The sequence below is a fragment of the Streptomyces sp. NPDC054847 genome (assembly GCF_053610925.1).
In genome coordinates this window covers 1-23,403 of record NZ_JBSGZJ010000060.1, presented here as the reverse complement: position 1 = coordinate 23,403, position 23,403 = coordinate 1, and the positions used below count along the sequence as shown (strand labels likewise).

Here is a 23,403-nt window from a genome sequence, read left to right as displayed (position 1 = left end):
ACCGGCCTTTTGTTGCGGTTCGGACACGGTATTGGCCTGATTCGAGCGGAACTAGAGGCCCCATCGAGCGCGGTGGTGCTCATTTGGTTAACCTGGGGTCAATGGACAGCCACCAAGGGATCCACGAAACCCCTTCGGCCGTCCTGGGACAGGTCTGCAACCAGGCTGCGGTCCCGCCCGAGTGACGGCGCCACCGCGACCGAACTGCCCTGTTCCAGTTACGCGACACAGAGGAGTGCGCGGTGACACAAGATGTGAAGCAAGACCAACGACCGCCGGAGCGCGGCGTCGAACGGGCCGGCAAGGCCGAGGAGATCCGCAATCTGGAGGTCTGGGCGCGCTCGGCCCCGATCCGGCTCGCCGGATACGAGGACGACCTCGCCGAACCGCACATCCTGCCGGGTATCGACTGACCTGACCCGCGCTTCGATCCGTGTGCCCCCTGCCCGCCCCGGCCGGGGGCACACGGATGACGCCCCGTGCGTCTTCACGAAAGCCGTGTGGGCGCCAGGAATTCGCGGACGTATGTGCGGTGCCACCATGCCCCGGTGTCGCGGCGCTCCCGCCCGGTGGTGAACCGGTAGCGGTAGAGCCGCGCCCGGACATGGGCGGGCGGCCTGTCGGGGAAGGGGTTGCGGTGCAGCAGCCGTAGCGTGTCGCGGTCCCCTTCGAGCAGGCGTTCCACGAAGGGCAGGAACCACGACCGCGCGTAGGCGGGGGAGAGCGCGGCGAACCACATCAGCCAGTCCAGCCTCAGGTGGTAGGGCGCGAACTGGCGTGGCAGCCGGTGGACATCGCCCGGCTTGCCCTTGAACTCGTACTCCCTCCAGACGGTTCCCGCCTTCAGGGTTCTCTCGTCGGTGCCCTCGACGATCAGTTCCAGCCGGACCCGGCCCACCGTGCCGAACGCGCCGTAGGTGTTGACCAGGTGCAGCGGGTCGTACGAGCGGTTCATCGCCTGCCGTTTCGAGAGCAGGTTGCGCGCCGGGCGGTAGCTGAGGACCAGCAGCAGCGCGGTCACGGCGATCACCACGATCTCGAACCAGAGCGGTGCTCCGGGAAGTGCGTGCTCTCCCGCGACGAGCGAGCCGTCCAGCGCGGACAGGGCGAGGACGACGGTCATCCAGTTGAGCCAGGCGAAGTTGCCCGACACGACGAGCCACAGCTGGGTCACCACGATCAGCCCGGCGGCCACGCTCGCCACCGGCTGCGGGGCGAAGAGCAGGACGGGGACCCCGAGTTGGACCACGTGGTTGGCCGCCGCCTCCACTCTGTGGGCGGCCTTGGGGAGATGGTGGAAGTACCAGCTCAGCGGGCCCGGCATCGGCTGGGTCTCGTGATGGAAGTACAGACAGGTCAGGTTCCGCCAGCACAGGTCACCGCGGATCTTGATGAGCCCCGCCCCGAACTCCACCCGGAACAGCACCCAGCGCAACAGCCACAGCACCAGTACCGGCGGCTGGATGTGCTCGTTGCCGAGGAAGACCGCGAGGAAGCCGGCCTCCAGCAGCAGCGTTTCCCAGCCGAATCCGTACCAGGTCTGGCCCACATTGACGATCGAGAGGTACAGCAGCCACAGCACCGCCCACCAGGCCATCGCGACCCCGAGCGGCAACCGGTCGGCGGCACCGGCGACCAGGGCCGCGGAGAGCAGACAGCCGGTCCAGGCGACGAGTGCGAAGAAACGGTCGGAGTAGTGCAGCCTGAACAGGCTCGGCGAGTCCTTGGCGGGCACCCGGCGCAGGAATTCGGGCACCGGCAGCATGCCCCGCTCGCCGATCAGCGCCCGGAACTGCAGTGCGGCGGCGAGGAAGGCGACGAGATACACGGCGGCGAGAGCCCGCTGGAAGACCAGCCGGCTCAGCCAGTAAGCGTCGTCGCCGAACCATTCCATCCCTTCCAGTATCAGGCCGCGGCGATCCGCCGCAGTGTGTGGCCGAGCCGCCGGGCGTACCAGTTCTGAAGCACGGGCACGACCGGACCGCCGAGCCTGCTGTGCCAGGCGGCGGGCCTGCTGAACGCCGTGACGGTGAACCACACGGACCCGTCGTCGTGCAGCTCCACGACGAACGACTCCTCACCGGTCTCCGGGTGCCCTGCCAGGGTGCCGTAGGCGAAGCCGGTGCGGTCCTCCTCGTAAACCGTCCAGATCACCTCGCACGGGGCGCTGATGCGGAGCGGGCCGACGCCGACGGACACCTCGACCCGCACCCCTGGTTCGGCGCGGCCGGCCGAGGCCCGCAGCCGCGCGCCCGACCCGCGGTGCATCCGCCAGGTCGTCACAGCGGTGCCCGCCGCCTCGAAGACGGCCCGGCCCCGGCCGATCCGGGTGGTGTGGTGCAGGTGGTTGTAGCCGGCCGGGAGCGGCCCGTGCCGCGTGGCACCGACGTCCCGGTAGGTGAGCCGTCCGGTGACCCTGTCCGCGCCGTTCATACGGCACTCTCCTTCATGTCCTTGATCCTCCGCCAGGCCAGTACCGAGCAGAGCGCGAAGCCGAGGGCGTTGCCCAGCCCGTGGGTGGCGGCCATCCATGTCAGGCCGGGGTGTGGGATGTCCGCGGCCTGGCCCGCCGCCCAGCTCAGCGCGAGCAGCATCGTCGCCACCAGCACGGCCGCCGAGACAGCAAGCAGTGCCCGGGTGTACGGGTCGCGTTCCGCACCCCGGACGTCGCGCCAGGTCAGCAGCGCCACGGCCCACATCCCCGCGGTCAGCACCAGCGCGCCCGCCAGTTCTGCCCAGTCGTCGACGAAGTACCCCGCGAGGACGGTCAGCGTGCCGAGCGGCACGCTCAGGGCGGCGAAACGGGCGAGCCCCCCGGCGGCCGTGCCGCACACCAGGCCCGCCACGAGCGCGGCGGCGAATCCGGCGAAGTGGAAGTGCGGCACCGTCAGCGCCAGGATCGGCAGCGTGAACCCGAACAACTCGTACCCCGCCCGCTCGGCGACCAGCGCGAGGCCCGCGACGGAGGGTGCGGCCAGCGCGGTGAGCACCGCGATCTCGGTGGGCGCCAGGGAGCGGGTGCGCACCAGCCGCCGCGGCGCCTGTGCGGCGAGCAGCAGTGTGCCGAGCGCGTAGACGACGGCGAGCGCGGTGGCGAGGGAGCCCCGCGGCAGCCACAGCGCCACCGCGCCCGGCACGGCGAACAGCGGCCACGTCCGCCGAACGGGCGCGAGCCGTACGGGGTCCACAAGACGCAGCCCGGCAGGCACGACCACCAGCATCCCGAGCATGACGATCAGGTTGACCAGTACGAACATGCCGCACCCCCCATTGGTTGAACGTGTTCAAACCTTCTGGCGCCGACCTTATGCGGTGAACTGAACGCGTTCAAGTCGCGGCTTCGGTGATGATCCGTCAGAAATTGAGGAACATCTCGAGTTGCGGGAGGCGGGAGATCTTGGTGCGCTCACCGATGCGTGGTCTGTACGCGGCGGCCACCGTGCTGTGCCTGGGGCCACTGGCCGCCGGCTGCGGCGGCGACAGCAGGGCGGTGGAGCCGGGGGAGATCCTCCTCCAGTCGCTCGCCGCGCCGGGGCCGGATCCCTTCACCGTGTCGACCGCCACGGCCGGGGCGCCTCCCGCGCTGCCGGGTGTCGCCAGTGCGCCGAGGAGCCCCTCCGGGGGCGGGGTGACCCTCCGCACGATGTCCGGGGCGACGCCGGGCCTCTACGCGGGCACCCAGGAGGAGGCCGCCTGCGACATCGGACGCCAGGCCGGCCTCCTCGCCGCGGACAAGCGCAAGGCGCAGGCCTTCGCCGAAGCGGTGGGCGTCGAGCGGTCGGGCGTCGCCACGTTCCTGCGCGGCCTCACCCCGGTCGTGCTCCGCGCCGACGTCCGGGTCACCGGCCACGGCTTCCGTGACGGTTCCGCCGTCGCCCGGCAGTCGGTGCTCCAGGCCGGTACCGCCGTACTGGTCGACGAGTTCGGGGCCCCGCGAGTGCGCTGTGCCTCCGGAGCGCCGCTGGAGCAGCCCGTGGCGATCAGGACCACGCTGGTCAACAAGGGACAGCCCTGGCCCGGATACCGGGCGGACCGGGTGATCGTGATCAAACCGGCGGCACAGGCCGTCAACAACCTCCTGCTCGTCAGCGTCGTCGACAACGGATGGATCGAGCGTCCCGGCGGCACGGAGGGTGAGGACGACGCGAGACCCGCCGTGCTTCCGCCGGTCGACCCCGACGAGGTCTTCGCCGACCCCGGTCGCACGGATCCGGGGGGAGCGCCGGACTCGGCGGGTGCGGAGCCCGCCACCCCGGAGCCCCGACCCTCCGTCGCCCCGCCGCAGCAGCCCGCGACGCCCGAAACTCCGGTGGTGCCCGAGGCGCCCTCGGCCCCCCAGCCGGACCTGCCCTCGGACCCGGACCAAGGGGTGCCCGGCTATGTGGAGCCCGAGCCGGCCGACCCCGGTCTGTCCGTGGGGTCGGAGGCCGGGGTGGAACAGGATCCGGTCGGCGCGGAGCCGTTCGGTCCTGCCGGTCCGGGTCAGGAATCCCTTCCGGAGGCGGACGTGCTGCCGCGCTGAGCGGTCCGTCCGACAGCTCGTGGAAGACGACAAATCGTGACAGAGTGGCTCCATGGTTGATCGGGCAGCGGGTGCCCTGTCGCTCCCCGACGACTGGCCGGCGCACGCGGACGTGAGCCTGCACCTCAACCGCATGGGCACCTTCGACTGGGACCTTTCAAGCGGGCTCATGCACATGGACGGGCCCGGCCTCGAGGTGTTCGACATGCGTCCCGAGGAGTACGACGGCCGTCCGGAGAGCCTGGGCGTGCGGGTACCGGCCGACGAGGCCGTCCGACTGGACACGATGGTGGCCCAGGCGCTCAAGAGCGGGAACGACAACTACGGCGCCTACTTCCGTATCCGGCGGCGTGACGGCACGCTGCGTTGGACCCACACCCAGGGATGCGTGCGACGGGACGAGACGGGCCGCCCCGTGCGCATCATCGGCATCGTCCGGGACGCCACACAGGAGCTCGCCGACTCCACGGCCCATGTCGAGGTCGACCTCGAGCGCCGCAGGCAGACCAGCGTCGTCGAGAGCACCACGGCCGCCCTCGCGCACGCCAGGACCGTGCAGGACATCATCGAACTTCTCAAGAACACCCACGGGCTCGAGCACCTCGGCGCCACCAGCCTCGTCATGGGACTGCTCGAGTCGGGCCGGATCCACCTCGTGGCCGAAGGGCCGGAAGGCTCCTTCGTGCCCGGCACCCGCTACACACGGGTCGACGAGCAGTACCCGATGAGCGAAGTCGTGCGCACGCTGACCCCGCGTTTCATCGAGTCCAAGGCCGACTTCGCCCGGTCCTACCCGATCCTGTGGCCGCACATCCGCGGACTCGGCATCACCGCCGCGGCCTACCTGCCCCTGATCGCCCAGGCCCGCCCCATCGGTGCGCTCGGGCTCCTCTACAGCGACAAGACCGGCTTCAGCGCCGAGGAACGCAATCTCCTCGTGGCGCTCGGCAGCAGCATCGCCCAGAGCCTCCAGCGGGCCATGCTCTACGAGCAGGAGCACGACCTCGCGGAGGGGCTCCAGCAGGCCATGCTCCCGCGCCGGATCCCCCAGGTGCCCGGCGCGCAGATCGCGGTGCGCTACCGTTCCGCCCGGTTCGGGCGGGACATCGGCGGCGACTGGTACGACATCATCGCGCTGCCGGGCGGCCGTGTCGGGGCCGTCATCGGGGACGTACAGGGCCACGACACCCATGCGGCCGCCGTGATGGGGCAGCTCCGCATCGTCCTGCGCGCCTACGCCGCGGAAGGCCACACACCGGCCACCGTGATGGCCCGGGCGTCCGTCTTCCTGCACGAACTGGACACCGACCGCTTCGCCACCTGCACCTACGCCGAGGTGGACCTGTCCACCGGGGTCGTGCAGGTCGTCAGGGCCGGGCATGTCGACCCGCTGATCAGGGAAATCAACGGCAGCTGCCGCAGGCTGGCGCTCCAGGGCGGGCTGCCGCTGGGGCTCTCCGCGGAGTTCGGCCGGCTCGAGTACCCGGTCAGCACCGTCGAGCTCGACCCCGGGCAGACGCTGGTGATGTACACGGACGGCCTGGTCGAACAACCCGGCGCCGACCTCGACGACGGGATGCAGCTGCTCGCCCAGCTCGTGCACGGCGGCCCGCGCGACCTCCAGCTGCTGGCGGACCGGCTCTGCGAAGTGGTCGACGAACGCGGCGGCGACGACGACGTGGCGCTCCTGCTGCTGCGCCGCAAGGGCGCCTACACCGCCCAGGCGGGCGGCCGCCTCCAGCAGCACGTCGGCCAGAGCGACCCGGAAGCGCTGCGCTCGGCCCGTCACATGGTCCGGGCGGCCGTACGCGCCTGGGGCGCCGGCGAGCGGGCGGACGATATCGAGCTGGCCGCCGACGAGATGATCACGAACGCGCTGATGCACACCGACGGCGGGGCGATCGTCACGGCGCGGGTCCTGGCCGGCGCGGAACGGCGGCTCAGGGTCGAGGTCGAGGACCGCTCCAGCGCGCTGCCGCGCCGGCGCGAGGCCGGAGTGGCGGGCGTCTCCGGGCGGGGCCTGATGCTGGTGGACCGGCTCTCCGACAGCTGGGGCGTCGAATCCCGCGGCAGCGGAAAGTGCGTGTGGTGCGAATTCCGTATGCCGGACCGGCTCAGGCCCTGACGAAGCGCCCCCGCAGCCGTCGGGTCACGGCGGTGGGCCGGACCGGCCGCGGAGCCTGTCCAGACGGCTGATGACCGGGGTGGCCGCGACTCCGTGGAGCATGACGGACGCCAGGACGGTGAAGGCGACGACGGACCACAGCTCCTCGGCGTGCGCGGCGAAGTGGCCCTGCCCCAGGGCGTACGCGAGATAGAACAGCGAGCCGATGCCGCGGATCCCGAACGCGGAGGTGACGAGCCGCTCGCGGATGCCCGTACGGAACCCCACAAGGGCGACCCAGCCCGTGACCGGGCGGATCACGAGGACGAGCAGCACAGCGAGGAGCGCGCCCGGCCAGCCGAGCGCGCCGAGCCCGCCGGTGACCAGATAGCCGCCGAGGAGGAAGAGGAGGAAGGCGGTCAGCAGACGTTCGATCTGCTCGGTGAACTCGTGCAGGACCTTGTGATAGCCGTGACTGCGCTCGGCGGACCGGATGGCGCAGGCGGTGACGAAGACCGCGAGGAAGCCGTAGCCGTGCAGCAGCTCGGCCACGCCGTACGACACGAAGGTGGCGCCCAGGGCGACGAAGCCCTCCATGTGCTCGGACAGCCGCAGGGCCGAGACCCTGGCACGGAAGAACATCCGTCCGAGCAGCATTCCGGCCACCAGGCCCGTCACGACCCCGATGGCGATCTTTCCGAGCAGGTCGGTCAGCAGCCAGCCGCCGACCCACTCGAAGGGCCGGCCGGAAGCCGCCGCGGAGGCGGCGGCGAGCGCGGCCAGCACGAAAGGGAAGGCCAGCCCGTCGTTGAGGCCTGCCTCGCTGGTGAGGGTGAAGCGCACCTCGTCCTCGTCCTGCTCGGCGTCGGTGGGCTCCCCGACCCGGACCTCCGCCGCCAGCACGGGATCGGTGGGTGCGAGGACCGCCGCGAGCAGCAGGGCGAGGGCGAACGGCCAGTCCAGCAGCAGGCCCGCCGCCAGCGCGGTGCCCGCGACGGTGAGCGGCATGGTGATCCCGAGCAGCCGCCAGGGACCCGCCCATGCGCGCAGCCCGAACGGGCGGTTGATGGCCAGGCCCGCGCCCATCAGGGACACGATCACGCAGACCTCGGTGACGTGCTCGACCCACAACCGGTCCCGCACCGGATCCACCACCGGCACCGGGAGGGGGAGTGCGGCGACGAGCGCGCCCGCCGCCAGAAACACCATGGGCATCGACAACGGCCGCTTGAACACGATCCGCGGCACGACGGCTGCCGCCAGTGCGCCGACCCCCAAGGCCGCGTAGACGGCGTCCGAGAACATCATCCGCACCATCCTCACCCAGAGCTCCGGCGAAGGGGCGGAGCGCGCGCCGACTCAGGAACCGCTGGACGACGCGTCCGCGGTCACCCCCTTGAGGGTCCGGCCGGTGCGGGCGGACCGGGCCCGGCGGGGCTCCGGCGCGTGGTGCGAGGAGGCGTGGCGGTCGTGCTTCTTCACCAGGAGCCACGTCTCGCGTGTGCCGTCCCGCCCCTCGCGCGTGCGCGTCAGCGCGTAGCCGCCGTGCAGCTTCCTGCCGTCGAGCCAGAACGAGGCGTGGCCCGCCGCCAGGGCGTCGGCGAAGGGGATCTCGTTGCCGCGCCGGTCGGTGGCGAGGCTGCGGTAGGTGCCCTCGTCCCAGATGATGACGGCGCCGGCACCGTACTCGCCGGGCGCGATCACCCCTTCGTAGTCCGCGTACTCCAGCGGATGGTCCTCGGTCGGCATGGCGAGGCGCTTCGCGCCGGGGTCTGCGGACGGGCCCTTCGGGACGGCCCAGCTCTTGAGGACGCCGTCCACCTCGAGGCGGAAGTCGAAGTGCATCGTGCTCGCGTCGTGGATCTGGACCACGAACGAGAGCGCCTCGCGGTCGAGGGGGCCGCCTTGTCCCGAGGGCTCGCTGGTGCGGTGGAAATCGCGCTTGCGGCGGTACTCCGCCAGGGCGTCGCGGGCAGGCATGGGAACTCCTTCGGTGCGGCCCAGGGTGCGGATCGCGGGTACCCGGCCGCCGGGCGCTCAAGCACCGGCCTCGCGGTTCTCCGTCCGGGCCGGCGGCCGGCGGCCGCCGCCCAACGCTGACTGGGTGGCTGCCGGGACCGTGGTGATAGGTCGGACAGGTGAGCAGGGAAAACCAAGGTTCCCTCCGGGGCGGGACGTTGACGGCGTTTATTGGTCCGATGAATATGGATCGACGGACGTCCGGATCCACTGGCGAGGGGACAGCAGCCGGATGCGACGCAGCACGCTGGGACACAGCGCGGTCGAGATCACCGAACTGTCCTTCGGGGCGTCCGGCATCGGAAACCTCTACACACCCGTCGGCCCCGAGGACGCGGCCGCCACGGTCGACGCCGCATGGGACGTGGGCATCCGCGCCTTCGACACCGCACCCCACTACGGGCTCGGGCTGGCCGAACGACGACTTGGCGAGGCGCTCCGTGCCCGGCCGCGCGGCTCGTACACGCTGTCCACCAAGGTCGGCCGGCTGCTCGAACCGTGCCCGGTGGCGGGCGACGACCTGGCCCACGGCTTCGCCGTACCCGCCGACCACCGGCGGGTATGGGACTTCAGCGCCGACGGCGTCCTCCGCAGCATCGAAGACAGCCTCCGGCGCCTCGGTCTCGACCGCGTCGACGTCGTCCACCTCCACGACCCCGACGACCACGCGGAGGCCGCCTTCCGGCACGCCTACCCGGCGCTGGAGAGACTGCGGGCCGAAGGCGTCGTCGGCGCGATCGGAGCGGGCATGAACCAGGCGGCGATGCTCGCCCGCTTCCTGCGCGACACCGACGTCGACGCCGTCCTGTGCGCCGGCCGCTACACACTGCTCGACCAGAGCGCCCTCACCGACCTGCTGCCCGAAGCGGCGGCCCGCGGCAAGAGCGTCGTCGTCGGCGGAGTGTTCAACTCCGGGCTGCTCGCCGATCCCCGCCCCGGCGCCCGCTACGACTACACCACCGCGCCGCCGCACCTCGTGGCGCGCGCCCTGCGCCTCAAGGCGACCGCCCAACGCCACGGCGTACCCCTGCGTGCCGCCGCCCTCCGCTACTCCCTCAGCCACCCGGCCGTGGCGGGCGTCCTCACCGGCGCCCGGTCCGCTGCCGAAGTACGCGACACCGCCGAGCAGCTCGCGACACCCGTCCCGGCCGCGCTATTCGACGAACTGCGAGCGGAAGGGCTGCTGCCGGACACGCCCCGGCGACTGTCGCCCCGGGCGCCCGGCGGCCTCGGGCCGGCGCGCCGGTGAACGTCGTCGACGCGCACCACCATGTCTGGGACCTCTCGGTACGGGACCAGGAGTGGATCAGCGGCCCGGCGACGGCCGCGATCCGGCGTTCCTTCGGCATCGAGGAGCTCACGCCCCTGGCCCGTGCGGCGGGGGTGCGAGCCACCGTGCTCGTGCAGACGGTGTGCGCCGTGGAGGAATCCCCCGAGCTCCTTGCCCTCGCCACCGCCGACAACCTCGTCGCCGGGGTCGTCGGATGGACCGACCTCACCGCTCCCGACGTCGCCGGCAGCCTCGCCGCCCTCCGCGAACTCCCCGGCGGTGACCGGCTCGTCGGTGTCCGCCACCAGGTCCAGAGCGAACCGGACCCCCACTGGCTGTTGCGCCCCGACGTGCTGCGCGGCCTCGCCGTCGTCGCGGAGGCCCAACTCGCCTACGACCTCGTGGTGCTGCCGCACCAACTGCCCGCGGCGGCCGGGGCGGCAGCGAGGGTTCCCGGACTCACCTTCGTCCTCGACCACCTCGGCAAACCGCCCGTCGCCTCGGCCGAACCCGGGCCCTGGGCCCGGGCGGTACGCGCTGTGGCGGCGCAGCCCAACACCGTCTGCAAACTCTCCGGTCTGGTGACCGAAGCCGACTGGTCCACCTGGACCGTCGCCGGCCTCCGCCCCTGGGCGGACACGGTGCTGGAGGCCTTCGGACCGGACCGGCTGATGTTCGGCTCCGACTGGCCGGTGTGCAAGCTCGCCGCCGGTTACGCGGAGGTCCTCGGCGCGGCCCGGGCGCTGACCGCGCACCTCGGAGAGGAGGAGCGGCGATCCGTCTTCGCGGGCACGGCGATGCGCGTCTACGGCCTCTGAGTCGGGCCCCGCGTGGAGGGCCACCGCGGGATCCGGTCCGGCGCGCGGCGCGCCGCCCGCTGCGGCAGGGTGGGGGTATGCCCGAACTGCCCGAGGTCGAAGCGCTACGGGAGTTCCTCGACGCCCGACTCGTGGGCCGGAGGATCGAACGTGTGCTGCCGGTGGCCATCAGCGTGCTCAAGACCTACGACCCGCCGCTCTCCGCAGTCGAAGGAACGGAAGTCACCGCCGTTCAACGGCACGGCAAGTGGCTCGACATCACCGCGGGCGGACTCCACCTCGTCGCCCATCTCGCCCGTGCCGGCTGGCTCCAGTGGAAGGACGAACTCCCCGCGCAGCCGCCCCGCCCCGGCAAAGGTCCGCTGGCGCTGCGAACGGTACTGGCCGGGGGCGGCGGCTTCGACCTGACGGAGGCCGGGACGACCAAGCGGCTCGCCGTGCACGTCGTCCGGGATCCCGCCGAGGTGCCGGGCGTGGCGCGGCTCGGGCCCGACCCGCTCTCGGACGACTTCGACCGCGCCGCCTTCGCCAGGGTCCTCGAGGGCGAGCGACGCCAGATCAAGGGCGCGTTGCGCGACCAGGGTCTGATCGCCGGCATCGGCAACGCGTACAGCGACGAGATCCTGCACGCCGCCAAGATGTCGCCGTTCAAACCCGTGCAGAACCTCGGTGACGAAGAGACCGACACCCTGTACGAGGCGCTGCGGACCACCCTCGCCGACGCCGTGGAACGTTCACGGGGACTGGCGGCGGGCCGGCTCAAGTCGGAGAAGAAGAGCGGCATGCGCGTCCACGGCCGCACCGGTCAACCGTGCCCCGTGTGCGGCGACACCGTCCGTGAAGTGGCCTTCAGCGACTCGTCGTTGCAGTACTGCCCCACCTGTCAGACCGGGGGCCGCCCCCTCGCGGACCGCCGGCTCTCCCGGCTGCTCAAGTGACGCCCGCCGCTCTCCCGCCGAACGGGTGAAGCCCGGCCGGAAGCGCGGAAGCGTCAGCCGCCGATCGACAGCAGCCGCTCCCCGGTCTCCGCCCGGACCTCCCAGCGGCCGATCTCCGCCGTGTGCAGCCCGGTGCTCGCCTCGAGGTCCAGCGGACCCTCCCGGCCGGGTCCTTCCCTTACGCCGTACCCTCCCTCCGGCACCCACCAGCTCAGGACCGGGTGCTCCACCCCGTCCTTGCCGATCGCAACGAGCCGGCAGGTGCGCGGTCCGGCGAGCCCGGTGAGCCGCATCGCGACCGCCGTGCCCCAGCCGCGGTCCTCCAGTGCCACGGAGGCGGTGACGCCCGTCGCCGGATCCGACGCGACGACCCGCGGCGTCGCGGGCTCCCCGGCGCCCCGGACCGTCATCACCGCGGTGGGCAGCGCGACGATCAGCGACGCGGCCACGGCCATCAGCGCCAGCCGCCGCCGACGGTCACGGCGACGCCGCACCGCGACCGCGCCGGTGAGCCGCTCGAGCAGTGCGGGACCGGGGCGGGCGTCGATCCGGCCGGGACCGGCGAGCTCGGACAGAGCACCGGCGAGGGCGGTGAAGTCGGACAGCCCCACGGCACACGTGACACAACCGGCAAGGTGCTCCTCGAACCGGAACGCGTCGGCCGGTTCCAGGATGCCCAGCGCGTAGGCGGCCACATCCAGGTGCGGCTGCTGCCGGCTCATGGGCGGTCCTCGATTCCTCAGGTGTTACGGGCGGTCACCCTGGAATACGCAGCGGGAAGGCGATGCGCTCAACCCGTCGGTGAGGCGAGCGCGATCGCAAAGCCGGCCGTCCTTTTGCGGCCGGGCCGACCGCCCCTCCCGGGGCCGTGGCCGCAGCGCGCGGACCACGCCTAGACTCCGCTGCATGCTGCGCGTACTGGCTGTCGACGACGAGAAACCGGCGCTCGAAGAACTGCTCTACCTCCTGCGTGCCGACTCACGGATCCGCAGCGCCGAGGGCGCCACCGACGCCACGGAGGCGCTGCGCCGCATCGGCCGGGCCCTGGAGGCCGGACCGGACAGTGAGGACGCCATCGACGTCGTCTTCCTCGACATCCACATGGCGGGGCTGACCGGGCTCGACGTCGCCAGGCTGCTCGCCGGGTTCGCCAGGCCGCCGCTGATCGTCTTCGTCACGGCGCACGAGGGGTTCGCGGTCCAGGCGTTCGACCTCAAGGCCGTCGACTACGTCCTCAAGCCGGTCCGCAGGGAACGGCTCGCCGAAGCCGTGCGCCGGGTCCGCGACCTGGTCGTCCCCCTGCGGGAACCGCAGCGGCCGGACGCGTCCGCCGCGCCGGCATACCTCCCTGCGGGCGCGACCGCGCCGGCCGCGCCGAACGGCGGGGGAGCGGAGCAGATCCCCGTGGAACTCGGCGGAGTGACCCGCTTCGTGCCCGTGGACGACATCACCTACGTCGAGGCACAGGGCGACTACGCCCGGCTCCACACCGCCGCGGGCAGCCATCTGGTCCGTATCCCGTTGTCCGCCCTGGAGGAGCGCTGGGCCTCCCGCGGGTTCGTCCGCATACACCGCAGCCACCTGGTGGCGCTGGGCCGCATCGACGAACTGAGGCTGGACGCCGGCACCACGACCGTACGCGTCGGGGACGCCGAACTGGCGGTCAGCCGCCGTCACGCCCGTCAGCTGCGTGACCTGCTGCTGCGGCACGCGCGGGGCTGAGGCGACCGTTCGGCGATCATCGCCGACCGTTCGTCGCCCGGACAGGGCCGCACGGCGACGCGGCACCGTGACCGGCCCCCGCGGAAGCGGCACGCGTCTAACGTTGAACGGGCCGGGAAGAAGGGGCCTGATGCGCGACATCGAAGCACTGCTGGACGAGCTCCGCAGGCTCCCGTCGAGCCGGCCGGCCGACGCCGGGGACCTCGAAGCGCTGCTCGCCACCGCCAGGAGTGCCGCCGGCCGCTGGGCGGACGTGCTCTACGAGATCCGGGAGTCGGCGCGGGGCCTCGCGGGCCCGCGCGGGGAAGCGGCCCTCGAGGTCGCCTTCCGCAGGGCCGAGGAGTCCTACGTGGAGCTGGAGATCGCGCTGAGCGACTGCGCCCGGAACACCGGCCGCTGACCGGGCCGAGTACGGCCGGGGCGCGTGCGCCAAGGGCAGGGCCGTTCCTCTCTACCGTCGGTAATCGTCCCTGCGTAGACTCCACCATCTCCCCGAGTTCGCCGAGAGACGCTGGAGCGGACACCTATGTCTGCAGACCAAACGCCACGCCGTGAGGTGGTCACCGGTGTGCCGCGCGGCGCCCGCCGCCCGCCCGGTCATGCCCCGGCCCGCTCCGAGATCAGCGAGCAGACCACCCTCGGCACCACCTACGTGCGGTCGCTGATGCGCAGCCAGCTCCGGGCGGCCCTCTACGCGCTGGGCACCCTCGCCCTGCTCGTCGGCACGCTGCCCCTGCTGTTCGCGCTGCCCGCCGCGCTCGGCGGTTCCCCCGGCTCGCCGGAGCCCTTCGTGTGGATCGCGCTCGGTGTGGGGGTCTACCCCGTCATGTGGCTGATCGCCCGCTGGTACGTGCGCCGGGCCGAGCGCAACGAACGCGACTTCACCAGGCTCGTCGAAGGCCGCTGACGGTGCCGGCGGGAGAAACCACGTGAACCAGACCTACGCGGTGACCGCCGTCACCGTCGTGGTGCTCGCCACCGTGCTCGTCGGAGCGCTGGGCCTGCGGATATCCCGCACCACCTCGGACTTCTACGTCGCCTCCCGTACCGTCAAGCCCGCCCTCAACGCGGCAGCCATCAGCGGCGAGTACCTCTCCGCCGCGTCGTTCCTCGGCATCGCGGGGCTCGTGCTCCTCCAGGGCCCGGACATGCTCTGGTACCCGGTCGGATACACGGCCGGCTATCTCGTTCTGCTGGTGCTCGTCGCCGCCCCGCTGCGCCGGTCCGGGGCGTACACGCTCTCGGACTTCGCGGAGGCACGCCTGGAGTCCGCCCAGGTGCGCAGGCTGGCGAGTCTCTTCGTCGTCGGCATCGGCTGGCTGTATCTGCTGCCGCAACTTCAGGGCGCGGGCCTGACCCTGCAGATCCTCACGGGGGCGCCCGACTGGGTCGGCGGCGTCGTCGTCGCGGTCGTCGTCACCGGGGCGGTGGCTGCCGGCGGCATGCGGAGCATCACCTTCGTGCAGGCCTTCCAGTACTGGCTGAAACTCACGGCGCTGCTGGTACCGGCGCTGTTCCTCGTCGCCGCGTGGGTCGGCGACGACGCCCCACGGGCCCGGTTCGACGCACCCGCCGTCCTCCAGGAGCACACCGCCGTCCGCGTCGACGACACCGTCCGCGTCGACTTCGACGGGCCGCTGACACTCACCGTCTCCGGCACGGTCGACGGCGTGCGGCACGACGGCCGGGCCGTCGCACTCGACGAGGGGACCCACCGCATCGAGTCGGGCACGACCCTCGAGTTCCCCGAAGGCGCCGAGGTGCCCCGGCGGACCACCGAGGGCTCCGACCCGCTGAGCTGGTCGCAGCCGCTGTCCGGCGGCCGTGACGGCTACCAGCTGTACGCCACGTACGGCCTGATCCTCGCCACGTTCCTCGGCACCATGGGCCTGCCGCACGTCGCCGTCCGCTTCTACACCAGCCCCAACGGACGTGCCGCCCGCCGCACCACCCTCGTCGTGCTCGGGCTGATCGGCGCCTTCTACCTGCTCCCGCCGGTCTACGGCGCACTCGGCCGCGTCTACGCGCCCGAACTGGCACTCACCGGAGCCGCGGACGCCGCCGTGCTGGTGCTGCCGGAACGGATCATCGGCGGGCTCGCCGGCGAACTGCTGGGGGCGCTGCTCGCCGGGGGCGCGTTCGCCGCGTTCCTGTCCACGGCCTCCGGCCTGACGATGTCGGTGGCCGGTGTGATCACCCAGGACGTACTGCCCTCGCGGGGAGTGCGGCACTTCCGGCTCGCGACGCTGCTCGCGATGGCGGCGCCGCTGGCGCTGAGCGTGGTGGCGACCAATGTGCCCGTCGCCGACGCGGTCGGACTCGCGTTCGCCGTCTCCGCCTCCTCGTTCTGCCCGCTGCTGATCCTCGGCATCTGGTGGCGCCGGCTCACCCCGCCGGGAGCGGCCGCGGGTCTCGTCGTCGGAGGAGGCGCGGCGCTGACCGCGGTGATGGCGACGCGCACCGGTCTGGCCCCGGAGGGCTGGGCGCACACGCTGATGGCATGGCCCGCGGTCTGGTCGGTGCCGCTGGGCTTCCTGACCATGGTGGGTGTCTCCCTGGCCACCCCGCGCCACATACCGGCCGGCGCCGCGGCCACCCTCGCCCGCCTGCATCTGCCGGAGGACCTCGTGGGCCGGCCGCAGACCGAAGGAGTACCGCGATGACCGGGACAGGGGTCGCCGCCCTGGCCGCGGCGGGGATCGTGCTGCTGGCCGTGGGCGTGGTGCTCGGCCGGCTGACGGCCGGCCGCGGCGGACGAGGGGACCTCGATCTCGGGACGCCCGTCGAACGGGCCACCTTCCACACGCTGCACACCGCGTCCCTGGCCGCGCCGCCGCTGCGGGCCGGCCTGACGGAGGACACGGCCCGCAAGGCGGCCCGGCGGCTGCGCCCGCTGCTCGGCACGGAGGCGCTGTGCCTCACCGACCGCGACGCGGTGCTCGCCTGGGACGGGCCCGGCGCCGACCGGCACCGGCAGCAGGTGATGGACCTGGTCGCGGAGATGCTCGACTCCGGACGCAGCCGATGCGTCCACACGGAGTGCGACGAGCTGGAGTGCCCGCTGCGCTGGGTCGTCATCGCGCCGCTGACCGGGGAGGAGGGTGTGCTCGGCGCGCTGGTCGCCTACGGCTCCCGGGAGTCGGCCGTACTGGTGCGGGCCGCCACAGAGGTGGCCCGGTGGGTCTCCGTACAGCTGGAACTCGCCGAGCTCGACCGGTCCCGAACCCGTCTGATCGAGGCGGAGATCCGGGCCCTGCGCGCGCAGATCTCGCCGCACTTCATCTTCAACTCGCTCGCGGCGATCGCGTCCTTCGTCCGTACCGATCCCGAGCGAGCCCGTGAGCTGCTGCTCGAGTTCGCCGACTTCACGCGCTACTCGTTCCGGCGGCACGGCGAGTTCACCCAGCTCGCCGACGAACTGCGCTCCATCGAGCAGTACCTGGCGCTCGCCGGGGCGCGCTTCGGCGACCGGCTCAAGGTCACGCTCCAGGTCGCCCCCGAGGTCCTGCCGGTCACCTTGCCGTTCCTGTGCCTTCAGCCTCTGGTCGAGAACGCGGTCAAGCACGGTCTCGAGGACTCGAGGAACGAGTGCCGCATCATGATCGCCGCGCAGGACGCGGGCGCGGAGGCGATGGTGACCATCGAGGACGACGGCGTCGGCATGGACCCGGAGGTGCTGCGCGGCATCCTCGCGGGGGAGCGCTCCACCGCGTCGGGAATCGGCCTGAGCAATGTGGACGAGCGGCTGCGCCAGGTGTACGGGGACGACTACGGCCTGGTCATCGAGACCGCCGTCGGCGCCGGTATGAAGATCACCGTCCGGATCCCGAAGTACCGTGCGGGGGTCCACTCCTCGGCGGGCCCGCGGCCCTGACCGGGGCCGGGCTCACCACAGATGGACGGCCAGGTGCCCGAGGGGGAGGCCCAACTCCCAAGCGGGCAGCCACACCTGGGCCGCCTCGTCCGGTGACGCGTCCGGAGGGCGGGTGGGACGCCACGGCTCGAGGCCGCCGAGATCAGTGGCGAGCAGTTCGGTGTCGCACAGCCGGCGCCAGGCGTCCGCGGCGAGCGCCAGGTCCGGGTCCTCGCCGCCGTGCCGGACCCGTTCGGCCCGCACTCCGAGCTGTTCCCGTACCCACTGCGACCAGGGGTACCCGTAGGACGTGACCGTCAGCCAGTGGTCGATACGGGCCGCCGTGGACCCGCCGGAGAGCGGTTCCTCGCCGTCGCACAGATGGATCGTGAGCGCGAGCGTCTGCCGCCCGGCCCGGAACTCGAGCGAGTCCGCCTCCACGAGGGCGCCGGTGCGCAGCATCTCGTCGGCGGTGTATTCGGCGCAGAGCCACGCCATGGGGACCGCGAGCCCGCCTCCACTGGTTCCGTTCGTGCTACCCGGCTGCACGCTGCTTCACCTTCTCCCGTACGACTGCGCCGCGCTCGACCACGAGCCTCCACCGTCAGACACGGCAACGAGGGCCGGTTTGCTCAACTGGCGCGTGACGTTTCGCATATGGCCGTCCGGCTCCCGTGACCGGTGGGGGACGCGGCCATCACCGAGGCGTCCGGGGCGGAAGTGGTGCCGCGCCTGCTGTACCCGGGAAGGCAGCGGGCGAGCGCCCGGAGCGCGTAGTGCGAGCGTGACTTGACGGTGCCCGGCGGGATGCCGAGCGCCTGGGCGGCCTCGTTGACGCTCAGCCCGTGGAAGTAGATCTGGACGAGGACGGCGCGGTGTTCGGGGCTCAGCTCACCGACCGCGGCGCGTACGTCCAGAGCGGCCACCGCGCTCTCGGTGACGTCGGCCGGGTCCGGCGTCGTGGCGAGCACGCCGTCGCCGATCTCCGTGGGGCGTGCCATCCGCGAGCGCCGGGCGTCGATGGCGAGGCGGCGCCCCACGGTGAAGAGCCAGGGCCGCATCGACTCGTACGGGGCGTCGAAGGCCTCGGGGTGCTGCCATGCCCGTACCAGCGTCTCCTGCAACAGGTCCTCGGCGCGCTGCTGGTCCCCGTAGGTCAGTCCCAGCAGGAAGCTCAGCAGTGCGGGGCCGTGCTCGCGCTGGAGCTCCGCCATCGCCTGTTCGTCGGTCGTCGCGGTCGCCGTCGCCATTGCCTTCACCCTTCTGCACCGAGGTCCGCTGCCACGTGGCGTATACGAACGCATCCCGCCACGCGGCGACAGACGGCGTGCGGCGGTCTGTCGGCGAACGGTCGCACCGAGCGGCGAGTGGTGCGATGAACGGTCGACCGGGCCGCCGGAGCCGGCGGAATGCGCAGGTCCGTTGAGGCGACCACGTCGGCTGTGTCGCTTGACTCGGCAGTTCCTCCCCTGTGGATTCAATTCGTCGGATAAGCCGTTAATCACACAAATTGGGAGGTCGGTCGACGATGACACGCGCGCGACCCGCACCACGGGCCACGGCGGCCCTCTGTGCCGTGCTGCTCACGGGAGCCGGTGGGTGTGCCGGACAGCAGGACCCCGGTCCGTCGGCACCCCGGAAGGACCCGGACCGCACCGCGCCCCCCGCCGCGGCCGGCGCCTCCTCCGCCCCGCGCGGCTTCACCCTCGTGGCCACCGGGGACGTCCTCCCGCACGCCTCGATCATCCAGCAGGCGCAACTGGACGCCGGCGGCACCGGCTACGACTTCCGCCCCATGCTCGCGGGCGTCGGCCCGGTCGTCTCCCGCGCCGACATCGCCCTCTGCCACATGGAGACCGTCTACGGCGAGAACGGGAACTACACGGGCTACCCCAACTTCAAATCGCCCCCGGAGATCGCCACAGCGCTCGCCGGCATCGGTTACGACTCGTGCTCCACGGCCTCCAACCACACCCTCGACGACGGCGTCGCCGGTGCGCGCCGCACCCTGGACGTGCTCGACAGCGTGGGCGTCAAGCACGCCGGCTCCGCGCGCACCCCGCAGGAGGCGGACGAACCGGCGTGGCTGACGGCCCGCGGCGCCAAAGTCGCCCAACTGGCCTACACGTACGGGACCAACGCCGAACCGCTGCCCGAGGAGGAGTCCTGGGCGGTCGACCTCATCGACGAGCAGCGCATCGTCGACGACGCCCGCGCGGCGAGAAACGCCGGAGCCGACGTCGTGGTCGTCAGCCTGCACTGGGGCACCGAATGGCAGACCGACCCCGATCAGCAACAGCTCGACCTCGGACGCTCCCTCACCGCCTCCACCACCGACGGGCGCCCCGACATCGACCTGATCCTCGGCACCCACGCACACGTCCCCCAGGCGTACGAGAAGGTCAACGGCACCTGGATCGTCTACGGCATGGGCGACCAGATCGCGGGTGACATGATCAACAACGACGGGGTGCAGGACCCGCGCGGGAACCAGGGCACCATCGCCCGCTTCTCCTTCGCGCCGCCCGCCACCACCGGCGGGCGCTGGGAGGTCACGAAGGCCGAGTACATCCCGCAGTGGATGGACACCGGCGCCGGTCGGGTCGTCAATCTGCCCGAGGTGCTGCGCCGCGAAGGACCGCGCGGTGACCGGCTCGAGGCCCAGGCCGCCATCACCGCCGCCGTCCTCAGCCGCGGAGCCGCCCAGGACGGTCTCACCATGGGCCGCTGACCGCGGCGGGACGGGGCCGGGCGGTTCAGGGGACGACGGTCACCGGCCACCGCCCGGCCTTCACCAGCCGGACCGCGACCGAGCCGATGAACCGGTGGCCGGCCGACTCGGAGGCGCCCACCACCACCGCGTCCGCCTTGAGCTCGTCCGCGGCCGTCACCAGGCCGGTGTACGGGTCCCCGCGCACCGTGTGGAACTCCCAGCGCACGTCCCAGATGCCCCGCACCCGCTCGGCGGCGGCCCGGACCTCCGCGACCAACTCCTCCGCGATCTCCCCGGTCGTCTCCGCGACCGGCACGCCGAAAGCGGCGCCCGCCGGCATCACCGGCTGCACGTACACGACAGCGAGCAGCGCGCCCTGCCGCCGGGCGAGGCCGCTCGCGTACGCCGCCGCACGAAGCGAGGAGTCCGAGCCGTCGAGGCCCGCGACGATCACCTTCGGGCCGTCGGTGCCGCGTTCGAACCGGTGGAGCGGGTGCTCTGTCACACCTACGAGGTTATCGGCTCCGGCCCGCCGCCCGGCGGGCCGTCCCGGACCGGCCGCAGCGCCCCTCCGCCGCTGCTCCCATCGGGTGCTTTCCCCGCTGGAACCGGTGTTGATCAGGCCGTGGCCGCATGAGCCGTGCGAGCAGTTGGCCATGAAGATGGATCAGCCGCTTCCCGGTCGCCGCTCGATGCTCCGCATCGCAGCATGCCTCGGCGCCGCCGCCGTCGGCGGACTCCTCGTCAGCGAGCGGGCCGAGACCCCGGGACGCGTCCCGGCCGGCGCCGGACCGGTCGGCAAGGGGCCCGCCGCGGGCCCGTCGGCCGCCGCCGCTCAGCCGAAGGCCACGTCCTACCGGTTGCGGCCCATGACGGCCTTCGCCCCGCCGGTCCTGCGGCGGGCGAAGCCGCCCGTGCGCAAGCAGCCCTTCCTCGAGATCCCGGACACGGGCCGCGCCATGGTGCTCACCTTCGACGACGGCCCGGACCCCCGCTACACCCCCGACATCCTCGCCGTCCTGCGCGAGCACGAGGTGCGGGCCATGTTCTTCGTCTGCGGCGAGATGGCGACCGACAATCGCGACCTGCTGCGCGAGATGGCGGCCGACGGCCACGCGGTCGGCAACCACACCTGGTCGCACCCGCTGATCCCGAATCTGCCGCCGTCCAGGATCCGCGACCAGCTGGGGCGCACCAGCGAGGTGATCGAGAAGACGCTCGGCGAGGCGCCGCTCTGGTACCGCGCGCCCTACGGCGCCTGGAACAGGCACTCGTTCGAGATCGGCGCCGATCTCGGCATGGAGCCGCTGGGCTGGACCGTCGACACCCTCGACTGGATGCGGCCGGGCACCTCGGCCATCGTCCGGCGGGTCCTGCGGGGCGCGGCACCCGGCGTGATCGTCCTCTCGCACGACGCGGGCGGCAACCGGTCGCAGAGCGTGTCGGCGCTGCGCCGCTATCTGCCGGAACTGCTCGACGAGGGCTACCGGATCACGGTGCCGCTGCGCTGATCGTCCTCAGACGGTCTTGACCTTGACCATACGGGCGAAGACGACGACGTTGCCGTCGTACCCGCCGGCCTTGGAGTAACCGCCGCCGCAGGTGATCACCCGCAGTTCCGGCTGGCCGGTGTCCGCGTACACCCGCACGCCGGGGAAGTCGTTCTTGGAGAACACCTCGACGCCGTACACCTCGAAGACGGCGACGCGGCCGTCGAAGCGCGGTACCTCGATCAGGTGGCCCGTCTTGACGGACCCGAGGCCGTAGAAGACGGCGGGGCCGGCCTGGTTGTCCACGTGGCCCACGATGACGGCGGTGCCGCGCTGCCCGGGGGAGATGCCGTTCTGGTACCAGCCGGCGAGGTTGGGGTCATGCGGCTCGGGAGCGGCCACCCAGCCTTCCTGGTCCAGTCCGACGTGCACGATCGGGGCGTCCACCTTGATGGAGGGGATATGCACCCGGGCCGCGTCGGCGTACGGCAGCGGCTCCAGCGGCACGGGCAGGAACGTCTCGCCCGCCCGGTCCTGCGACGCGGCGGCCGCGGGCTGAGGCGGTCCGAGGCCCACGTCCACACCGTTCTTGACCATTGCGATGCCGGTGAGCATCACGAGAGCCAGTACGCCCCAGGGCGAGCGTCTCCTCGGTTCCCTGCCGTACCTGTCCTGGCCCATGGTTCTCCCTTCGCGCGCTTGTGGGCACGCTAAGCGGGGTGCCGCACTCCGGCGAGGGGGGAAGCGCGAACGGGTGGCCGGTGCCACTCGTGATGGCCCATCCGGGTGCTCGGCCCGCAAAAACTTCTGACGGTCTGTGACCTGCGACTCCGTCAGACCAAGGTGTTCACCGTCGGCGTGTCGTCTCACCGGGGTGGACCAAGGCCGAAATGCGATGAAAGCACCATCCGGTGATCGTTCGTCATGGAAGACGTACTCGTCGACTATCCCGGAGCACGGCTTTGGGGCGTCTTTCCTCTGGAGGTTCAACGATGCGTGCCTCACGCGCTCTCGCAGCGACGGTGACCGCCTTCGCGACCGTCGGACTGTGCGCTCCCATGGCCGCCGCCGGTGGCGGCGACGGCCCGAGGAACGTGCAGGTCCACCCGTCGTCCGTCTTCCCGGGCGGCATTCTGACCATCACCGTCGACGGTTGCCGGCGCGGTGGCGTGGTCAGCTCGAACGCCTTCCCCGACGCCCCGCTCTCCAGTGCCGGCAAGGACAACGGGGGTGACCGGGGGGCCGGTGGCAGCGGTGGCAATGGTGGCAATGGTGGTGGCCGTGGCAACGGTGGCGTGGGTGGTGACCGGGGTGACGGTGGTGACCGTGGCAACGGTGGCGTGGGTGGCGACCGCGGCAACGGCGGCGACCGGGGCGACGGTGGCGTAGGTGGTGACCGGGGCAATGGTCATGACCGAGGCAACGGTGGCGTGGGTGGTGACCGTGGCAACGGTGGCGTGGGTGGTGACCGGGGCGACGGTGGCGACCGGGGCAATGGTGGCGTGGGTGGTGACCGGGGCGACGGTGGTGACCGTGGCAACGGTGGCGTAGGTGGCGACCGCGGCGACCGCGGCGACGGCGGTGACCGGGGCAATGGTGGCGTTGGCGGTGACCGGGGCACGGGTGGCAACGGCGGTGAGTCGGTCGCCACCGCTCGAGTCCGTAATAATGCGACGCCCGGCAACTACAGCCTGACCGTCCGGTGCAACGACTCCCGGGAGACCGCCAGCGCGTCCTTCCGGGTTCTCCCCGCGCGCGGTGCGCAGGGCGGTCTCGGCGGATCGATCGGACCCACCGACGTCGAGATGGCGATCGGTGCGGGTCTGGTCGCCACGGCGATCGTCGGTGGCAGCCTGTTCATCGTCCGCCGCCGTCGTTCGGTCGGCGGTCCGGCCTGACCGGTCGAACCTCCCGGTCCGGCCGCAACCGCCCTTCGCCCCGAGTCCTTCAGAAG

24 protein-coding genes are annotated in these 23,403 nt (G+C 72.2%); 13 read left to right on the top strand and 11 right to left on the bottom strand.

The genetic code is table 11. From position 1 onward, the window contains the following. The first annotated feature begins 242 nt into the window (after positions 1-242). Positions 243-413: a hypothetical protein gene (locus tag ACWGH4_RS10060; RefSeq protein WP_441262152.1), complete on the top strand. Its 171-nt coding sequence runs from the start codon at positions 243-245 to the stop codon at positions 411-413. Between the two features lie 74 nt (positions 414-487). Here the strand turns inward: ACWGH4_RS10060 and ACWGH4_RS10055 are convergent, their stop codons facing one another. The 3 genes from ACWGH4_RS10055 to ACWGH4_RS10045 are packed head-to-tail and all read right to left on the bottom strand — an operon-like array spanning position 488 to position 3,257. After that, a complete protein-coding gene (locus ACWGH4_RS10055; RefSeq protein WP_453458069.1) occupies positions 488-1,894 on the bottom strand; it encodes a lipase maturation factor family protein in 1,407 nt (468 codons plus the stop codon). 11 nt (positions 1,895-1,905) lie between these two features. Then, a complete protein-coding gene (locus ACWGH4_RS10050; RefSeq protein ID WP_453458066.1) occupies positions 1,906-2,433 on the bottom strand; it encodes a DUF1990 family protein in 528 nt (175 codons plus the stop codon). Further along, a complete protein-coding gene (locus ACWGH4_RS10045; RefSeq protein ID WP_453458063.1) occupies positions 2,430-3,257 on the bottom strand; it encodes a YndJ family protein in 828 nt (275 codons plus the stop codon). The genes ACWGH4_RS10050 and ACWGH4_RS10045 overlap by 4 nt, the downstream gene beginning before the upstream one ends. A gap of 143 nt (positions 3,258-3,400) precedes the next feature. Between ACWGH4_RS10045 and ACWGH4_RS10040 the strand changes: the two genes are divergently transcribed. Continuing rightward, the gene (locus ACWGH4_RS10040) at positions 3,401-4,522 is read left to right on the top strand and encodes a DUF6777 domain-containing protein (RefSeq protein WP_453458060.1); all 1,122 of its coding nucleotides are present in this window, start codon (positions 3,401-3,403) and stop codon (positions 4,520-4,522) included. Positions 4,523-4,574: 52 nt separating this feature from the next. Then, on the top strand, positions 4,575-6,647 hold the full coding sequence (locus ACWGH4_RS10035; protein WP_453458057.1) for a SpoIIE family protein phosphatase: 2,073 nt from the start codon (positions 4,575-4,577) through the stop codon (positions 6,645-6,647). A 24-nt stretch (positions 6,648-6,671) separates the two neighbouring features. On the opposite strand, the gene ACWGH4_RS10030 is transcribed toward ACWGH4_RS10035, so the two are convergent. Next, entirely contained in the window at positions 6,672-7,934 is a 1,263-nt protein-coding gene (locus ACWGH4_RS10030) for a cation:proton antiporter (RefSeq protein ID WP_453458054.1), read from the bottom strand. A 51-nt stretch (positions 7,935-7,985) separates the two neighbouring features. Next, positions 7,986-8,606: a DNA polymerase ligase N-terminal domain-containing protein gene (locus ACWGH4_RS10025; RefSeq protein ID WP_453458051.1), complete on the bottom strand. Its 621-nt coding sequence runs from the start codon at positions 8,604-8,606 to the stop codon at positions 7,986-7,988. 271 nt (positions 8,607-8,877) lie between these two features. Between ACWGH4_RS10025 and ACWGH4_RS10020 the strand changes: the two genes are divergently transcribed. The 3 genes from ACWGH4_RS10020 to ACWGH4_RS10010 all read left to right on the top strand — a co-directional run bounded on the left by ACWGH4_RS10020 (position 8,878) and on the right by ACWGH4_RS10010 (position 11,671). Further along, a complete protein-coding gene (locus ACWGH4_RS10020; protein ID WP_453458048.1) occupies positions 8,878-9,894 on the top strand; it encodes an aldo/keto reductase in 1,017 nt (338 codons plus the stop codon). Further along, positions 9,891-10,733, top strand: a complete 843-nt coding sequence (locus tag ACWGH4_RS10015) for an amidohydrolase family protein (RefSeq protein ID WP_453458045.1) — start codon at positions 9,891-9,893, stop codon at positions 10,731-10,733. The genes ACWGH4_RS10020 and ACWGH4_RS10015 overlap by 4 nt, the downstream gene beginning before the upstream one ends. 77 nt (positions 10,734-10,810) lie before the next feature. Next, on the top strand, positions 10,811-11,671 hold the full coding sequence (locus ACWGH4_RS10010) for an Fpg/Nei family DNA glycosylase (RefSeq protein WP_453458043.1): 861 nt from the start codon (positions 10,811-10,813) through the stop codon (positions 11,669-11,671). A gap of 53 nt (positions 11,672-11,724) precedes the next feature. Here the strand turns inward: ACWGH4_RS10010 and ACWGH4_RS10005 are convergent, their stop codons facing one another. Next, entirely contained in the window at positions 11,725-12,393 is a 669-nt protein-coding gene (locus tag ACWGH4_RS10005) for a zf-HC2 domain-containing protein (RefSeq protein ID WP_453458040.1), read from the bottom strand. Positions 12,394-12,577: 184 nt separating this feature from the next. Between ACWGH4_RS10005 and ACWGH4_RS10000 the strand changes: the two genes are divergently transcribed. The 5 genes from ACWGH4_RS10000 (at position 12,578) to ACWGH4_RS09980 (ending at position 17,267) form a co-directional block, all read left to right on the top strand. Beyond that, positions 12,578-13,393 (top strand): LytR/AlgR family response regulator transcription factor, encoded by an 816-nt coding sequence (locus tag ACWGH4_RS10000; RefSeq protein ID WP_453458037.1) that lies wholly within the window; start codon positions 12,578-12,580, stop codon positions 13,391-13,393. A 130-nt stretch (positions 13,394-13,523) separates the two neighbouring features. Further along, positions 13,524-13,793: a hypothetical protein gene (locus ACWGH4_RS09995; RefSeq protein WP_453458034.1), complete on the top strand. Its 270-nt coding sequence runs from the start codon at positions 13,524-13,526 to the stop codon at positions 13,791-13,793. A gap of 126 nt (positions 13,794-13,919) precedes the next feature. Continuing rightward, positions 13,920-14,300, top strand: coding sequence for a hypothetical protein (locus ACWGH4_RS09990; protein ID WP_453458031.1), 381 nt, complete (start codon positions 13,920-13,922; stop codon positions 14,298-14,300). A 22-nt stretch (positions 14,301-14,322) separates the two neighbouring features. Further along, positions 14,323-16,056 carry a sodium/solute symporter gene (locus tag ACWGH4_RS09985; protein ID WP_453458028.1) on the top strand — a complete coding sequence of 578 codons (1,734 nt, stop codon included), beginning with the start codon at positions 14,323-14,325 and terminating at the stop codon, positions 16,054-16,056. Then, positions 16,053-17,267, top strand: a complete 1,215-nt coding sequence (locus tag ACWGH4_RS09980) for a histidine kinase (protein ID WP_441262168.1) — start codon at positions 16,053-16,055, stop codon at positions 17,265-17,267. The genes ACWGH4_RS09985 and ACWGH4_RS09980 overlap by 4 nt, the downstream gene beginning before the upstream one ends. A gap of 12 nt (positions 17,268-17,279) precedes the next feature. Here the strand turns inward: ACWGH4_RS09980 and ACWGH4_RS09975 are convergent, their stop codons facing one another. Both ACWGH4_RS09975 and ACWGH4_RS09970 read right to left on the bottom strand, forming a co-directional pair. After that, on the bottom strand, positions 17,280-17,795 hold the full coding sequence (locus ACWGH4_RS09975) for a hypothetical protein (protein WP_453458023.1): 516 nt from the start codon (positions 17,793-17,795) through the stop codon (positions 17,280-17,282). 83 nt (positions 17,796-17,878) lie between these two features. Beyond that, positions 17,879-18,496, bottom strand: coding sequence for a sigma-70 family RNA polymerase sigma factor (locus tag ACWGH4_RS09970; RefSeq protein WP_441262170.1), 618 nt, complete (start codon positions 18,494-18,496; stop codon positions 17,879-17,881). Between the two features lie 278 nt (positions 18,497-18,774). On the opposite strand from ACWGH4_RS09970, the gene ACWGH4_RS09965 reads away from it, so the two are divergent. Next, positions 18,775-19,977: a CapA family protein gene (locus tag ACWGH4_RS09965; RefSeq protein WP_453458020.1), complete on the top strand. Its 1,203-nt coding sequence runs from the start codon at positions 18,775-18,777 to the stop codon at positions 19,975-19,977. Positions 19,978-20,002: 25 nt separating this feature from the next. Here the strand turns inward: ACWGH4_RS09965 and ACWGH4_RS09960 are convergent, their stop codons facing one another. Further along, on the bottom strand, positions 20,003-20,464 hold the full coding sequence (locus ACWGH4_RS09960) for a universal stress protein (protein ID WP_441262172.1): 462 nt from the start codon (positions 20,462-20,464) through the stop codon (positions 20,003-20,005). Positions 20,465-20,615: 151 nt separating this feature from the next. Between ACWGH4_RS09960 and ACWGH4_RS09955 the strand changes: the two genes are divergently transcribed. Further along, entirely contained in the window at positions 20,616-21,470 is an 855-nt protein-coding gene (locus tag ACWGH4_RS09955; RefSeq protein ID WP_453458016.1) for a polysaccharide deacetylase family protein, read from the top strand. 6 nt (positions 21,471-21,476) lie between these two features. On the opposite strand, the gene ACWGH4_RS09950 is transcribed toward ACWGH4_RS09955, so the two are convergent. After that, positions 21,477-22,130 carry a class F sortase gene (locus tag ACWGH4_RS09950; protein WP_453458013.1) on the bottom strand — a complete coding sequence of 218 codons (654 nt, stop codon included), beginning with the start codon at positions 22,128-22,130 and terminating at the stop codon, positions 21,477-21,479. Positions 22,131-22,450: 320 nt separating this feature from the next. Continuing rightward, positions 22,451-23,403 (bottom strand): hypothetical protein (locus tag ACWGH4_RS09945; RefSeq protein WP_453458010.1); only part of this gene is annotated, 953 nt, incomplete at its 5' end.

Excerpts from the sequence above, each read along its gene's own strand:
- ACWGH4_RS10050 (WP_453458066.1), bottom strand. The coding sequence starts at position 2,433 with ATGAACGGCGCGGACAGGGTCACCGGACGGCTCACCTACCGGGACGTC.
- ACWGH4_RS10025 (WP_453458051.1), bottom strand. The coding sequence starts at position 8,606 with ATGCCTGCCCGCGACGCCCTGGCGGAGTACCGCCGCAAGCGCGATTTC.
- ACWGH4_RS09990 (WP_453458031.1), top strand. The coding sequence starts at position 13,920 with ATGTCTGCAGACCAAACGCCACGCCGTGAGGTGGTCACCGGTGTGCCG.
- ACWGH4_RS09955 (WP_453458016.1), top strand. The coding sequence starts at position 20,616 with ATGAAGATGGATCAGCCGCTTCCCGGTCGCCGCTCGATGCTCCGCATC.
- ACWGH4_RS09965 (WP_453458020.1), top strand. The coding sequence starts at position 18,775 with ATGACACGCGCGCGACCCGCACCACGGGCCACGGCGGCCCTCTGTGCC.
- ACWGH4_RS10010 (WP_453458043.1), top strand. The coding sequence starts at position 10,811 with ATGCCCGAACTGCCCGAGGTCGAAGCGCTACGGGAGTTCCTCGACGCC.
- ACWGH4_RS10005 (WP_453458040.1), bottom strand. The coding sequence starts at position 12,393 with ATGAGCCGGCAGCAGCCGCACCTGGATGTGGCCGCCTACGCGCTGGGC.
- ACWGH4_RS09980 (WP_441262168.1), top strand. The coding sequence starts at position 16,053 with ATGACCGGGACAGGGGTCGCCGCCCTGGCCGCGGCGGGGATCGTGCTG.
- ACWGH4_RS09970 (WP_441262170.1), bottom strand. The coding sequence starts at position 18,496 with ATGGCGACGGCGACCGCGACGACCGACGAACAGGCGATGGCGGAGCTC.
- ACWGH4_RS10000 (WP_453458037.1), top strand. The coding sequence starts at position 12,578 with ATGCTGCGCGTACTGGCTGTCGACGACGAGAAACCGGCGCTCGAAGAA.
- ACWGH4_RS10030 (WP_453458054.1), bottom strand. The coding sequence starts at position 7,934 with ATGATGTTCTCGGACGCCGTCTACGCGGCCTTGGGGGTCGGCGCACTG.
- ACWGH4_RS09995 (WP_453458034.1), top strand. The coding sequence starts at position 13,524 with ATGCGCGACATCGAAGCACTGCTGGACGAGCTCCGCAGGCTCCCGTCG.
- ACWGH4_RS10055 (WP_453458069.1), bottom strand. The coding sequence starts at position 1,894 with ATGGAATGGTTCGGCGACGACGCTTACTGGCTGAGCCGGCTGGTCTTC.
- ACWGH4_RS10035 (WP_453458057.1), top strand. The coding sequence starts at position 4,575 with ATGGTTGATCGGGCAGCGGGTGCCCTGTCGCTCCCCGACGACTGGCCG.
- ACWGH4_RS10020 (WP_453458048.1), top strand. The coding sequence starts at position 8,878 with ATGCGACGCAGCACGCTGGGACACAGCGCGGTCGAGATCACCGAACTG.
- ACWGH4_RS09950 (WP_453458013.1), bottom strand. The coding sequence starts at position 22,130 with ATGGGCCAGGACAGGTACGGCAGGGAACCGAGGAGACGCTCGCCCTGG.
- ACWGH4_RS10045 (WP_453458063.1), bottom strand. The coding sequence starts at position 3,257 with ATGTTCGTACTGGTCAACCTGATCGTCATGCTCGGGATGCTGGTGGTC.